General features: G+C 33.3%; 13 protein-coding genes. 12 read left to right on the top strand and 1 reads right to left on the bottom strand.

The window, feature by feature from the left end:
• Positions 1-49: 49 nt before the first annotated feature.
• The 4 genes from EL165_RS06235 to EL165_RS06220 all read left to right on the top strand — a co-directional run bounded on the left by EL165_RS06235 (position 50) and on the right by EL165_RS06220 (position 6,840).
• A complete protein-coding gene (locus EL165_RS06235; protein ID WP_002978610.1) occupies positions 50-3,277 on the top strand; it encodes an NACHT domain-containing protein in 3,228 nt (1,075 codons plus the stop codon).
• A gap of 200 nt (positions 3,278-3,477) precedes the next feature.
• A complete protein-coding gene (locus EL165_RS06230) occupies positions 3,478-4,314 on the top strand; it encodes a hypothetical protein (RefSeq protein ID WP_002978611.1) in 837 nt (278 codons plus the stop codon).
• Positions 4,315-4,436: 122 nt separating this feature from the next.
• Complete coding sequence (locus EL165_RS06225) at positions 4,437-5,978, top strand: hypothetical protein (protein ID WP_126358598.1); 1,542 nt, start codon at positions 4,437-4,439, stop codon at positions 5,976-5,978.
• Between the two features lie 640 nt (positions 5,979-6,618).
• On the top strand, positions 6,619-6,840 hold the full coding sequence (locus EL165_RS06220; RefSeq protein ID WP_002978614.1) for a hypothetical protein: 222 nt from the start codon (positions 6,619-6,621) through the stop codon (positions 6,838-6,840).
• A 225-nt stretch (positions 6,841-7,065) separates the two neighbouring features.
• Here EL165_RS06220 and EL165_RS06215 read toward each other — a convergent pair whose 3' ends face one another.
• Complete coding sequence (locus EL165_RS06215; RefSeq protein WP_002978616.1) at positions 7,066-7,644, bottom strand: hypothetical protein; 579 nt, start codon at positions 7,642-7,644, stop codon at positions 7,066-7,068.
• 535 nt (positions 7,645-8,179) lie between these two features.
• Between EL165_RS06215 and EL165_RS06210 the strand changes: the two genes are divergently transcribed.
• From EL165_RS06210 to moaA, 8 genes are all read left to right on the top strand, one after another.
• The gene (locus EL165_RS06210) at positions 8,180-8,560 is read left to right on the top strand and encodes a Crp/Fnr family transcriptional regulator (protein ID WP_126358597.1); all 381 of its coding nucleotides are present in this window, start codon (positions 8,180-8,182) and stop codon (positions 8,558-8,560) included.
• Between the two features lie 41 nt (positions 8,561-8,601).
• A complete protein-coding gene (locus EL165_RS06205) occupies positions 8,602-8,859 on the top strand; it encodes a helix-turn-helix domain-containing protein (protein WP_164720328.1) in 258 nt (85 codons plus the stop codon).
• Positions 8,860-9,137: 278 nt separating this feature from the next.
• On the top strand, positions 9,138-10,193 hold the full coding sequence (locus EL165_RS06200) for a hypothetical protein (protein ID WP_029292686.1): 1,056 nt from the start codon (positions 9,138-9,140) through the stop codon (positions 10,191-10,193).
• A 13-nt stretch (positions 10,194-10,206) separates the two neighbouring features.
• Positions 10,207-12,438, top strand: coding sequence for a molybdopterin oxidoreductase family protein (locus tag EL165_RS06195; protein WP_002978623.1), 2,232 nt, complete (start codon positions 10,207-10,209; stop codon positions 12,436-12,438).
• Between the two features lie 13 nt (positions 12,439-12,451).
• Entirely contained in the window at positions 12,452-13,027 is a 576-nt protein-coding gene (locus tag EL165_RS06190; protein ID WP_002978625.1) for a 4Fe-4S dicluster domain-containing protein, read from the top strand.
• A gap of 10 nt (positions 13,028-13,037) precedes the next feature.
• A complete protein-coding gene (locus tag EL165_RS06185) occupies positions 13,038-13,565 on the top strand; it encodes a QcrA and Rieske domain-containing protein (protein WP_002978627.1) in 528 nt (175 codons plus the stop codon).
• Between the two features lie 166 nt (positions 13,566-13,731).
• Entirely contained in the window at positions 13,732-14,016 is a 285-nt protein-coding gene (locus EL165_RS06180; RefSeq protein WP_002978629.1) for a DUF6755 family protein, read from the top strand.
• A complete protein-coding gene (gene moaA, locus EL165_RS06175; RefSeq protein WP_041461448.1) occupies positions 14,000-14,998 on the top strand; it encodes a GTP 3',8-cyclase MoaA in 999 nt (332 codons plus the stop codon). The genes EL165_RS06180 and moaA overlap by 17 nt, the downstream gene beginning before the upstream one ends.
• Positions 14,999-15,023 lie beyond the last annotated feature (25 nt).

Here is a 15,023-nt window from a genome sequence, read left to right as displayed (position 1 = left end):
TGTCTTGCTTTAATTTTAAGATTTGCTAAATTTACACAAACAGATTTTCATGTTAAATAGTACACAGATACGAGTTTTTGTTTCCTGTCCTGGAGATGTAAATGATGAAAAAAATATTATAAAAGAGGTTTGTAAATCTTTAAACCATCAACTCTCTATAAAAGATCGAGGGATTTTTTTTGAAGTTTTAGACTTTAAAGATATTGTGGCTCCCTGGGGAAACAGATCACAAGAGGAAATTAACTTTAGATTTTCAGGGTATGACATTTATATAGGATTATTGTGGATGAAGTATGGTACAGCTTCTGGAGCAGATGATCCGGCAACCGGAAAACCATATGGATCTGGTACAGAAGAGGAGTTTCGGTTAGCTGTCCAAAAGTTTAAAGATGGCCAAAAGATTGCCATTTATTTTTTCTTCAAAGAGCCAAGGAAATCCACCAGTATTAAAGAAACGGAGGATTTGCTCAAGGTCCAGAAATTTAAGACAGAAATTCAAGATAGTGGTTGGGTACATACGTTTCCTGATTTGGCGGATAAGACTAGTTTTGTCAATAAAATCCATCAAGTGCTTAATGATTGGGTATGGGAGGTAGAACAAAAAAAGAGAGTAGAAGAAAAAAATGAATTTTTTAAAGAAAACCAAGTAACCACAGCAACTGCGGAATCTATTGATTTTTCCAATTTTATTATTGGTATAGTGCCCTACAAAAAAGTTATACATCGTACTTTAAGTCCGTATGATTCAAATGCTGATTCTATAGATAGTTTTTTTGATACATCAAATAGAAAAACATTAGCTGAATTAGCTGCAGAAGAAACAAGGATAGTAGTGTTAGGTGGTGCAGGATCCGGAAAGTCTACCGAATTATCTAATCTGGTAGCACACTATTCAGTTCCAAATTCCCCATTTGTTCCTGTTTTTCAAAAGATGAACACCTACGTAAATGAAAATATAGAAGATTTTCTACCAAGAGATTGGAACAAAATACCCGAAAATATTTGTTTAGTAATTCTGGATGGTCTGGATGAGATTGAGCCTGTAAATTTTAATACTGCGGTAAGAAAGATAAGTTCTTTTTCAAGTAAGTTTCCAAGCATTCATATTGTTATCTCTTGTCGAACTAATTTTTATGAATTTCCATCAGACATTTCAGGAGGTACACTTTCCGATTTTGATGTCTACTTATTTGATGATATCGATGTTAAGGACATTCGAACATATGCGCATGAAGAATATCAAATTAACGGGGGTGAATTTATAAAAGAAGCCTATAATAAAGGTTTCAAAGATCTTATCATACAGCCCTTTTTCCTTCAGATTTTGCTGGAAAAATATAAATTAAATGCAGACTTAGAAATTAGTAAGGCCGATTTACTAAATGAATTCATTGAGAAAAGGTTCGACTTTGATCAAATACATTTTAATGGGACAACTAACTTAAAGTTGCAGAAGAATAGGGTGATGGAATTATTGCGAAAAGTTGCCCTAACTATGGAATTTATGGGTAAAAATTATGTTTCTTTTGATCAACTAAGCCAAATTTTACCTGATCCTGCTGATCTAGATTTAATAAGATATTCTACCACGTTTAAAAATTTTGATGATGATCCTGCAGTGTGGGGTTTTGAACATAATAATATTCAGGAATTTTTAGCAGCAAGCTCATTACATGAAATGTCAATTGAAGAAATAAAGGAAACAATTTCTTTTAAAGGTAAGATTATTAAACCCAGTTGGGTAAATACTTTGTTCTTTTTGATGAGCATAATTGATGATAACAAAAGAAAAGGATTAATCGAATGGATACTGAAGATAGAACCGGAAATTTTGGTCAAGATAGAACCAGATAAAATAGATCCGCAGATAAGATTTGAAATTTTTAAAAATATCTTCAATCATTATAAAAAACAAGGGGTATGGCTAAGATCAAACAAGTTCACTGCAATAGAACTTGCACGTTTTGCGCCAATGGAATCTGCTAATGAATTTCTCCTTAAAGAGCTCTTAGATAAAAATAATAGCAGATATACGAGATTGAATGCGCTTCATCTGATCGATGATCAGCATCTTGGAGCTCAAGAAAATGTAAAAACAAAAGAAGCTCTTTTATCTTTTATACTTGAAGAAACTACTGATGTTCATTATTTTAATGCGGCAGCCTATGCACTAGGAACACTTGGGTATGCAAACCGAGCTGTAATTGATGAATTGATGAAAGTTTATGGAAAAAGAAATAATCAATATATCCGTTCGGCTATGTACAGGCTGATACATAAAGCCCAGCTCGAGAGTGAATATGTTGATTATTTAATACAAGGACTGGATATTTCGGAACAAGATAAAGATAGGGATAAGGTCAACTTATTAGATGAAGAGATGCAGCTTACTGAAGTTTTTTCTGCCAATTTTGGAATTGAAGCCCTTAAAAAAATACTAAAATATCTTTCTGACGATACTAATAGTAGAGTGTTGTTTAGGCTAGATAATCGAGAAAAAGTACTTAAAAGTATTATCGATCAATCAGCAGAACTATATAATCAATACCCTGATTTATATGATCTTATTAATAAAGCGTACAAACATAATATTCGTTTAGGTGATGAAAAAAGTTTAGATATTTTAAGTAGCTTTTTTAACAAAACCGAAACTTCGTTAAGAATATTTAAAGAGATTTTTGGCAATAGTGCAATTTTATCATATGAAAGAGCCCATCTTTACAAAAGACTTGTAAATAAAGATGCTATAGATTATGTTATTGGATTGTATAAAGAGCATAATTTAACAAATGAAGACCTGTTATCATTTTACAAAGAAGTGAAGTGGTATGGAAGCCAACAAATTAAGGAAGAATTTAACTATCTGGAACAACAGATCAGGGAAAATTCAAAGGTATTGGACAATGTAAGTGAACCTACTATTGTACAACAAAATAATGAGTGGGCGCAGAAGAACACTGATGTTTTCTTCTCAAAAGAGCTATTCAAACAGGAATTAATTCACTTTTTTGATCAGCATAATATTGAAAAGCTAGATTGGGATTTGCTATATCAGCATAGAAAGTATGATGAAACAGATATTCTTAATGGACCATTCGAGCTTCTTGCAGATTTTACCAGAGGAAATAATGAGGTCACTGTTGAACAGGTTTTAGCTTTTGTTGAGCAAACGGATAAATTTGAAGATTATCTTTTCACAAGTCTGAAAGACAAATTGACAGGTGATCCTAACATAGAATTAAACGAGATGCAGATAAATCAGCTTGCTGATGGGTAAGGGATAGGGTTTCTAAAGCTGATATAAAAAATGCAATTACTGTTAGTAGTTCTGGCAGACAAAGAGCAACATTTGATAGACAAGTTCAAAATCTATGGTATTATATTTCTAGGTTTGAAATAAAAATAGGTAAAGAAAAAATTCTTGATTTTACAACCCACTATGATTTAAATAGAAATTCTGATTCACTAGACTTTAATGTGATAGAAAAACAAGTAGGAAAGGAAGAAGTAGCCAAAAGAGTCATTGAAAATCTTGAGAAAGATATTGATTATGATGCTTCTTGGAAAAATAATGCTATTTATGCTATTGAAAATGGATTGGAGGGCGCTTACCAATTTATTTTTGCTGCTTTGGCTGGTACTACATATGATGAGTATGCTAAAAATGAGGTTCTGCGGACTTTTGATAAATTTGTAGATGATCCTAAAGATTTGCTAACGCTGCTATATGTTGTAGCAAATGATACAATTAGATGGGAAATTATAAATTTAATTCTTTTAAAAGAAAGCTGCAAAAATGAAATCACAGCATTTCTTACGAACATAATTGACAATGATGAAGAACCTGAACAAGAGAAATATCGTGCTTCACAACAGCTAACAAGAGTTGGAGATTTTGATGGGACATTGTATTATCTAAACTATATGTTAAACCATAGTGATGACGATAGCGAAGATGAATTTGATTTTTATTACGATGCAGCATATCTGAAAAATATTAGGGATTTGGTTTATTTGCCAAAAATGATGGACTTACTAAAAATATCTAAAACCCAAAAAGACAGGGATGAATTTGACCGTCTTGAAAACTATGTTACTGAGGTGCTCACAAATATGGCTAGTGAAAGTGAGGAGGGGTTATACAAAGTAACAGAAGCCTTAAATTTATTTATAGTAGAAAACCAAGGAAAAATTGAACATATTAATTTTTTCTATCCATTCATTGAGAGGTTAGAGCATCAATTTTATTTATCCCAGTCTCAAAAAGGAGATTTGAAAACTGCGTTAAGAGAAGTGGCAAAGATTTTACGTTAGTAAGTAGCCATAATTTTGCTTATCAATAATAATCTTAAAATCTCAATAGTTAAAGTATTAATATTTTTGATGTCTAAAGACTTAATATACTTAATTTATTGTTGTTACCACTGAAATCAAAAATGAGAAAATTGAAAAGTCGAAGATACTTAAAATTAGTTGTTGCTCTTGGTTGGAAAGATATTTTTCCAGAAAAAATCGAAAAAAGAAATGTCTTAGACTTTTTAACAGGAATAGATCCTGATGTTTTACTAATAACTGTTTGTGCTATAAATCAATCTCTTGATGAGGGAGAGTCTTTTGAAGATAACCTAATACAGTCATTATCAAATGCTGAGAAAAAGAAATATAGGCACGAAATCAGTAGGATATTAAGTATCTTAGATAAAAAGAACTCTGACTCCAGTATTAATGAAGAAAAATGTATTTTTAATACGAAAGCAAATAGTTTGTTAATCAAAAAAATTGTTGAAAATTATGTTTATCTGAAAGAAAAAGCAGACCCTGACTTTGAGTCATTTCCTTTTATTAAAGCGTATTTACTTTTTAATACAGAAGTTTATCCTGGAAACAAATTTATGGATGATATTCCACCAGCGTATTTTAAAAGTTTATCTCAATTTATTATTACTGCAAAAACCATAGATTTCGATTTTGTATACCATCAGCTCTTTATCTTTGCTAGGTTACGATCTTTATTTGAATACTTGTGCAGAAATTACTCAGGCTTTCTACAGAAGTTTGAAGAAAAATATAATATTAATGGTCTAGATAAATACATTTTTGACCAGCTATCTTTATTAAACTATCTAGACGATAAAAACTATATACGTCTTAATCCAGAAAACTCAAATGAAATTCAAATAAAAGAATTTTGTGAAGAGCTATGTATAAACAGCTTATTCAATAAGAATAAAATTGAGCTCAAATATTTTCCATTGCTTAAAGACTCTGATGATCAGAATGGTTATTTCGTATTAAATAAAGCCTACTTGTTTCTATACTTTTATCATAAGATTAAGTTCAAAGCTTTCCAGTTTTTGACTGAAGAATATAATGCTTTTAATTCTTATAATGATTTCTCCTCCGAATATGCTGAAAAGGGTGGAGAAGAGATATTATTCAGAAACCTTATTCAACAGTCTTTAAAAAATAAATATTACAAAATTATATTTAATGATACTGATAAGTCATTGATAGATGGTATGATATTTAATAATAGGCATATTTTCTTATTTGAATTTAAGGATTATGAAAGTATCAATAAATTGGATTCCATTTATAACTACGATGAGGTTGAGAAAATATTAGATAAAAATTTTGTTGAAAAGAAAGGTGTTTCTCAATTAATTTCAATGATTAAAAGACTCAAAGGTAATAGCTATTTTGATGAATTTATCATCAATAAAAAAATTAAAACCCATACTATTGAAATATACCCAGTTTTGGTTGTTTCAAATGCGTTTTATAATATCCCTTCATTAGAACATTATTTAGGAATTAAAATGTCTGAAAAAATGAAAGAATTAGACACTGGCTTTAAGAAAGTTCATAATTTAACAATGCTTGACTTAAATTCTTTGGTTGAATTAATATATTATAATAACCAGTTTGATTTAGTTAAATGCCTTAAAGAATATGCCTTGAAAAAAAAGCAAATTTAACGAGAATGTTATCGTTCCTAATTATCCTTCTTTTAGAGATACTTTTGTCAAAACTGATGTAGTAAAGAATGGAGATTTTATTACCCAATTTTTAAAGTCTACAAACTTTGATGATAATGAAGATATCAAAGCCATGCCGGATGACTTTTTCAAGCTTAGAGGAAAGGCTTAAACTGTTTCTATATTTGAAAATGCATAAAATACTTAGATATTTTGGCTATTACAGGCTAGGAGTTAAAATATATCAAGTGCCAGCAATTCTGCATAAAATATTCCAGCGTATTTACAATTTTTAACAATATTGGTAATGGGACGTGCAATTAGATAAAATGCTACATCATTTTGGCGACGTTTTGACAATATTAATCCTATAACAACGATAGCTTTAGAGGATTTTTTGTAGCCATAATCTTAGTCTTTCTATATCTAGAATATTATTCTTTATACCAAAATCATCTCTATCAAGACATTGTTATACCATATGAATCTTGAATAATATTTTGATCTTAATGATAGTATTTTCTTTCGGATTTATTGTCGATTTTTATTGAGAATTAAAAGAGAATTGTAAGCTTTTATCAACAACTTTTATAATTGATGGAAAGTAAGTCTCTTTCTTTTAAATAAATAATAATCAATAGTGTCTAACGGCAAAATAAATAAACAATTATTTATCGACAGTTCAAACAAATCTGATCTGTCATCATTTATGAAGTTTCGTGAAATATCCTTGGATCAAGCAATTAAAATACTTAAAGATTCTGGGATAAGTGTCTCAAAAGACGAGGCTTCTGAAATTTTAGAATTTCTTCATGCACTTGCAAAAATTACAATTAGAGATTTTTTATTAGATAAAGATTAATTTCTTAATTTTAAATTTATTCATCATTGAACTTTTAACGGAACTAGCTAAGAATTGTATTTTTTGTCTGCTTAATTAGTTTTTTCAGAAAATCGCTTCGCTCCCTAGTTAGATTATGCAGAGTAGAAATAATATAATTTTTAACTTTGTTCTTTTTGTTACTTTGCTCATTGTAGATTTAATATGGCAAGAGTACTACGAGTTTCGCAATTTCATTTAAATCTTCTACAAAATTTTTTGGAAAATGTACCTTTGAGTCACTTGGCGGGAAAAATTACTTTTAGGAGTGGTTTTTCCTTTTTTTTTACTTCGTAATTGATTGCTAATCAATAGTATTTGAGCTAATGCTGAATTCAATTTAGGTGTTCGAAATGCTGTTTCTTGAAATTCCAATTTTTCAGCCAATATCGAACACAATATCGAACTTTTTGTATAATTATCGCCTTTTATATACAGTTGAGAAAGGTTTGGCAAAATATCCAGTACTTGTTCAAGTTTAACTTTTATATCAGTATTTTTACTTGAAAGTTTTTGATTTTGCAAGGCCATTTCTAAATTATCAATTTTCTGCTTACTTTCATTTTTGATAATCTGATAATCATCAAAATCTAATCGATCTTGTAAATATTTTTCTCTTGCGCTATCTAAACGATTATTCAAATTAACAATCTGCTCAGAAATTTCTTTTTTCTGAAGATCAATATTTTTCTGTATGTATTTAAAATTTGTTAAGATGACTTCTTTTAGTAATTTATTAATTCCATCATGATATTCGTATTTAGGGAGTTCATTTTCAAATGCCAAGTTTACTTTACTGGAACTATGCCTGTAACCACATTTGGAATTACAATGGTAGTAATAATAAACATTTTTCTTTCCTCTTTGTCATTCTGAGCATCTCTGGAATCCAGAAAATGGAAAAATACTAAATCCCGAGACGTTTGAAAAATTACTTTTAAAATATAGTGAAACAATTACATGTGTAATTTTTATGGGTGGAGAATGGAGTTGTTTGGAATTGCTAATTTTAATAAATATCGTAAAAAAAATTTCGTTTAAAAGTCGCTTTGTACACGGGTTTGAATGAAAAACAAATCCAAAGAAAATACCCTGAATCATTAAATATTCTAGATTTCATTAAAACTGGAAAATGGATTTCAAGTTTAGGTGGACTCGATAAGTTAAAAACGAATCAAATATTAAAAGATTTAAGATCTGGAGAAATATTAAACAAATATTTTCTTCACTAATCTTTTAAGCCAAGACGCATTTTAATGTGTTTATTTGTTATTCAAAGTGTATTCATCTACATTTGCAGTACATCCTTCAGTTTTCAACTATGAATAAAAAATTAAGTGAATGTAGTCATACGTGTTTTATGTGTCAAAACATAACGCAGGATTGGTGGCAGATGATTGACCTAAAAAGGTTTTTGATCAAGGTTAAAAAGGGGCAAAAATTCATAGAGGAAGGGAATGAGATGTCAGGAGTTTACTTTATACAGGATGGTTTTGTAAAAGTTCATAAGCATTGGGAAGAGCGTGAAATGATTGTGAGATTTGGTAAAAAAGGCGATATAGTCGGACACCGCGGAATTTCGACGGCTAATTTACTTTCTCCAATTTCTGCCACGGCAATGATAGATTCTGTTCTCTGCTTTGTAGAACTGGATTTTTTTAAAACCTTGTTGAAAACCAATAATACTTTGCTTATGAATTGATGATGTTTTACGCAGAGGAACTGCACTGGTCTGAACAAAAGATGGCAAGTTTATTTCAGTTGTCTGTAAAGAAACGTTTTATCATTAACCTTTTATATCTTATTGATCATTTAGGACTTGATAAAGACAATGTTTTAAAAGCTGAACTAACCAAGACAGATTTGGCGGCATATATAGGAACAACCTATGAAACTATGCACCGGGTAATTTCAGAAATGGTAAACGAAAATATCCTCATATTTTCAGGAAAACGAATAAAGATTGCAGACTTAGAGAAATTGAAGTTAGATTTTGTTTAACTTTTATATTATCATCATTTAACACCTTTTTTGAGGTGTTTTTTTTATAGGAACTAGATTAAAAGGGAAATTTCAACTCATTTTTAAAATATGATGTAAATCATATTAAATACAAGTTATTGTTAATCAATTAGGTATTTTATATTATTTACATCATTTATTTTGAATGATTTTAAATAAGACATCTGTATCTTATTTAAAAATTGGTTATTGTATCTTTGTTTAAGAAAAAAAAGTGGTTCTTGATTGTAAGTGAGTTATCATTTAAAACTTTGCACATGTTCAGTATTTTTACAAATATAAATAAGAAAGCATTTTTCAATGCTATTATTGCAACGTTCGTTGTAATTGCTATCACAGTGATAGGCTCTCTGAATTTACAGAATTTTGACGCAGCCTTGATCATATACTTTTTCGGAACAATAAGTATGACCTTTGGCGTAGTTTACCATCATTCTGTTTGGAAGCAGCGTCCGGCTACACAAAAGTATTGGAAACGCACCTGGGAATTTATCTTCAGTAAAGATTATCCAATCTATATGAAAGAGGTGATTCGTCTTTCTGTACGCAACATTCTCTTTCAAAGGTTTATTATGCCAAGAGGAAGAATGCGATGGCTAGGTCACTTTCTTTTAGCAACGGGATGTTTAATTTCTTTCGGAGTTACTTTCGGGCTCACCTTTGGCTGGATGCACTTTACGTTAAAAGCTGGAACAACGGATATGTATGAAACCCATATGATGGGGATTACAGTAATGACTTTTCCACTTAATACTGTGATGGCACTTATCCTTTTCCATATTTTGGTTTGGACTGCTATTATGGTGATAATAGGTTGCTTAATTATGATGCACAGAAGATTTGTAGACGAGGGATTAATCGCAACACAATGGTTCGAAAGAGATTGGCTTCCATTGATTTTACTCGTTGCAGTTTCCGTCACTGGTTTGGGAATTTGGTTTGATTACTCTTATCTCGAAGGAAAAATGAGCCAGTTTATGGCAATCACACACGCAATTACGGTTGCAATGTTTCTGATGTGGATTCCGTTCGGGAAGTTTTTTCACATTTTTCAAAGACCGGCACAAGTTGGTGCAAATATCTATAAAATAGAAGGAAAGCGCCGTGGAATGCAAACTTGTCCACACACAGGCGACGAATACACAACTTCAATGCACATCGAAGATTTAAAAGAAATAACCCAGGAAATGGGATTCGATTTAGAAAATGAAGAGGGGAAAAGTTATTTAGATTTCAGCCCGGAAGGAAAACGGGCAATGCTTGCAAAAGCACATCTAAAAGCACGACAAGAATCTGGAACTTATTTTGGTTAAAATTTAAAATAAAATGGCAAAATTACCTGTAACAGCCGACGAAATCATCAATGTTTTCGGACCGCACAAACATTATCCAAACAAAGGTACAGTGAGGTCTAATCCTCAAAATCCTGATGCTTTGGTAAAAACGCATTGCTGTTTTTGTGGTTTGCAATGTGGCATTCAATTAAAAGTAAAAGACAAAAAAGTCGTAGGTTTTGAACCTTGGAACGATTTCCCTTTTAATGAGGGTAGACTTTGTCCAAAAGGTGTTCAGCGCTATATGCAGGATAATCATCCGGACCGTTTGCTTTCGCCATACAAAAGAGTAGAAGGTAAAGGTTTTGTGCCGATAGAATGGGATGAAGCGTACGATGTTGTGATTAATGAAATTAAAAGAATACAGGAAAAATACGGAAAAAATTCTTTCGCAATGTTGTCCGGCGTTTCTCTTACCAATGAGAAAAGTTATATGATCGGGAAATTTGCCCGAGTTGCTTTGAAAACCGCAAACCTCGATTACAACGGTCGTCTTTGTATGGTGAGTGCAGGTGCAGGAAACAAAAAAGCCTTTGGAATGGACAGGTCTTCCAACAGTTGGGCAGATTTGGCGCACGCAGAAGTCATCATCATTACCGGAGCAAATGTGAGCGAATGTTTCCCAGTTTTAACCCATAAAATCTGGGAAGCTCGTGATAACGGAGCCAAATTGATTGTCATCGACCCACGTCAGATTCCGATTGCCAGAACTGCCGATATTCATCTGCCATTGAGACCCGGAACCGATTCTGCATTGACGAATACAATGTTGAAAGTTTTAATTGATAATAATTGGCTGGATAACGATTTTATTCATAATTACACTTCAGGATTTGAAGAAACTGCCGAAGCTGTAAAAGATTGCACTTTGGAATGGGGAGAAGAAGTAACCGGAATTCCGAAAGAATTAATTTATAAAGCCGCAGAAATGTGGGGTAAAGCCAAAACAAGTTTTCTGATGCACGCTCGTGGAATCGAACATCATTCTAAAGGCGTTCAAAATGTTTCAAGCTGTATCAATTTAGTTTTAGCAACCGGTAGAATCGGGAAACCTTATTGCGGTTACGGGACGATTACAGGGCAAGGGAACGGACAAGGCGGTCGTGAACACGGTCACAAATGCGACCAACTTCCAGGAAACAGAGACATCGAAAATCCCGAACATCGAAAATTTGTTGCCAATGTCTGGGGAATCAAAGAAGAAGATATGCCCGGAAAAGGTTTAAGTGCTTATGAAATTATTGAAGCTATCAACCGAGGCGAGATTAAAGGTTTACTTTCAATTTGTTTTAATCCTTTGGTTTCTTTGCCAAATAACAGTAACGTTCGTGCAGCATTAGAAAAATTAGAGTTTTACGCCGGAATTGATTTCTTTTTATCAGAAACTTTGCGCCACGCCAACATTATTCTCGCTGGTTCATTGCAGGAAGAGGAAGAAGGAACAACAACTTCTGCAGAAGGTCGCGTTATCAGAATCCGTGCAGTAGTTGATCCACCCGGAAAAGCAAAACGGGACAGCGAAATTTTAATGGAACTCGCCAGAAGATTAGGCGAAGGAGATAAATTTAATTATAAAAACAGCGAAGAAACTTTTAATGAATTAAGAGTTGCATCCAGGGGAAGCGCCGCAGATTATTACGGAATTACTTACGAAAGAGTAGAAAAAAATCTCGGAATTTTCTGGCCTTGTCCTACCGAAGATCATCCCGGAACACCGAGACTTTGGGAAGACAAGGTTTTCAATACCAATGATAAAAAAGCGCATTTCAACCCAACGCCTTATAAAAAACCAACCGAAGAACCAGACGAAGATTATCCGATTGTGTTGACAACGGGTAGAGTTGTAAGCCAATATTTAAGCGGTTCTCAGACAAGAAGAATTGGGAAATTAGTTGATTTGTATCCCGAACCATTATTGGAAATCCATCCAAAACTGGCAGCGAAATATGGCATCGAAGAAAATGATTTAATTAAAGTTTCTACAAGACGAGGAAGCGCATTATTTCCTGCAAATGTGGTGGAGACCATCAGACAAGACACTGTTTTCATTCCTTATCATTGGGGCGGAGTCAATTCTGCAAACCAATTAACGGTCGATGCTTTGGACCCGGTTTCAAAAATTCCCGAGTTTAAAGTTTGTGCCTGCAAAGTGGAAAAAACAGGACGAAAAAAAGGTGAAAATTCAAAAGAATTTGCCAACCAAAGTAGAGATATTCAATATTAAATTTTAAAAAATTATGGCGGAGCAATTTGAAAAATTTAATGATATGGAGTTTTTCGTGGATATGCAGCGATGCATCGGCTGTCACTCGTGCGAGATGGCTTGTGCGGAGTGTGAAACCAACGGAGAAACCTCGATGATTCATATTCATTATGTTGACAGAGCAGAGACGATTCAGACCACAGTTCAGGTTTGTATGCACTGCGAAGACCCGATTTGCGCAAACGTTTGTCCGGCAGACGCAATCACAAAAGACGAATATGGAATCGTACACACGGCAGATACTTCCAAATGCATCGGTTGTGCCAATTGTGTCATCGGTTGTCCGTTCGGAGTTCCACAGATTCCGGACCAAAGCGCAATGCTGATGATGAAATGCAACATGTGCTACGACAGAACAAGTACTGGACTCAAGCCAATGTGTGCAACAGTTTGTCCGAGTGGCGCATTAACCTTTGATACCAGAGAAAATGTTGCGAAGAAAAGACCAAACAGTTCGCCAGTCAACCGCTTTATTTTCGGGAAAGAAGTCGTGAATACCAAAGTGAATATAATGATGCCGAAAGGCAGCGAAGAATTAAAAGTTTTTTAATCATAGTACTATGTCAGAAGATAATAAAAAAATCCCCGCCTGGAAAGCCGATTTCCCCATCAAAAAACGAGAGGCAGCTTACGTTTCCCGCAAAGAATTCATCAAACTCATTACCTTTTTTTCTGGGACTTTAGCATTAGCAAATGTGGCGATTCCGGTGTTTAATTATTTCAAAAAAGAAGAAAAACTCGGCGAATATTTCGTGGGATTGACCACCGACCTTAATATTGGAGGAATGCGGACTTTCTACATCAACGAAGATCACAGAAATCCTTACATGCTTATCAGATTAGCCGAAGACAAATGGAAGGTTTTCGAGCAAAAATGCACGCATCTTTCGTGTTCCGTTCTATACAATCACGATGAAAAAGTAATAGAATGTCCTTGTCATCACGGTTTTTTCAATCCCGACGATGGTTCTGTCATTCAAGGCCCGCCACCAAGACCTCTTCCACAATTAACGGTTGTCATCAAAGATGATAAAATTTTCGTGACAGATTTCATCAAAGAAGCCAAGGAAACGCACGGTCACGGATAGAACGATGATTATTTAGGCAACAATTTCCGTATTTCACTCCCAGACCTACGAAAGTGGTTCGAGGAAGTCAATCTTTTTTGCATAGGCTTTTCTCAACGAAAAAAGGATTACCGTTAAGCCGGGTTGCAACAATTCGACGGTTCAAAATAAATTAAAAAATAACAAAATGTCAATACGAAAGAAACCCATCAAAAAAGTAACATTCCGCGTCAACGAGATGTTGGTTGCCATCATCAGCATTTACATCTTGTTGGTCAGTATGCAGATGTGGCTTTTGTTCGGAACCATTAACAAAGCTTTAGACAAAGAACATATCGATTTTGCTTGGTATTCCGCAATCGGTTCTGTTGTTATATTTCTGTGTACTATTTTCTTTTTGAGATATGTACCCGATATTCCGACTGGACAAATCAAAAATTCAGAAGCTGAAAACGATGACAAAGCCTACTGATTTACTCGATTCCTTCGGACGAAAACATGATTATCTCCGACTCTCGATTACCGATAGTTGCAATTTCCGATGTCTGTATTGTATGCCCGATGAACCGTTCAAAAGCACACCATCCATCGAGTTGATGAACAGTCAGGAAATTTTCGAAATTTCTAAAATTTTTGTACAACAATTTAATATCAATAAGATCAGAATTACAGGTGGTGAACCTTTGGTAAGAAATGATTTTGAGACCATTATTAAACAACTTTCTACATTGGGAGCGAATATTGGGATTACAACCAATGGTGTGCTGCTTCATAAATATTTTGATTTGCTTGCTGAATGTAACATCAAAAATCTCAATATCAGTATCGATTCGCTCGACCGGGAAAAGTTTAAATATATTACAAAAAGAGATCTTTTTCAAACGGTTTGGGACAATATTAAAGAAAGCATAAAACGTGGGTTCAATGTAAAACTAAATGTTGTTGTAATGCGAGGTTTTAATGAAGACGAAATCCCAGAATTTATCGCACTTTCTCATCATTATCCGATTGAGTTGAGGTTTATAGAATTTATGCCTTTCACAGGGAATTCTTGGGAGAAAAATAAAGTCATTCCGATTTCCGAAATGCTCACTTTGGTTTCAGAACATTTCACTTTCGAAAAGGTGGAAGACCATAAAAATGATACGTCAAGAAAATACAGAATTGATGCAGAAAGTAAGGGCGTTTTTGGTTTGATTTCCACAATGAGCAACTCATTTTGTGCTGGTTGTAACCGAATCCGCATCACATCCGACGGAAAAATGAAAAATTGTCTTTTCGGCGCAGATGAATTTGATTTGTTAAAATCTTTCAGAAATAATGAAAGTTTAACTGAACTGATCAAATTGGGAATCATCAAAAAACATAAAGAAAAAGGCGGACAATTCTCCGAAATGGAAAATGTAAACAACCAAAAAATCATCAACAGAAGTATGATAAAAATTGGCGGATAAAAATTTTGCCAACCGATAGGATAAA

It is taken from the genome of Chryseobacterium gleum (assembly GCF_900636535.1).
In the GTDB taxonomy this organism is placed as follows: domain Bacteria; phylum Bacteroidota; class Bacteroidia; order Flavobacteriales; family Weeksellaceae; genus Chryseobacterium; species Chryseobacterium gleum.
The sequence above is the reverse complement of the archived record's forward strand: the minus strand, read 5'-3'. Positions and strand labels throughout refer to the sequence as shown.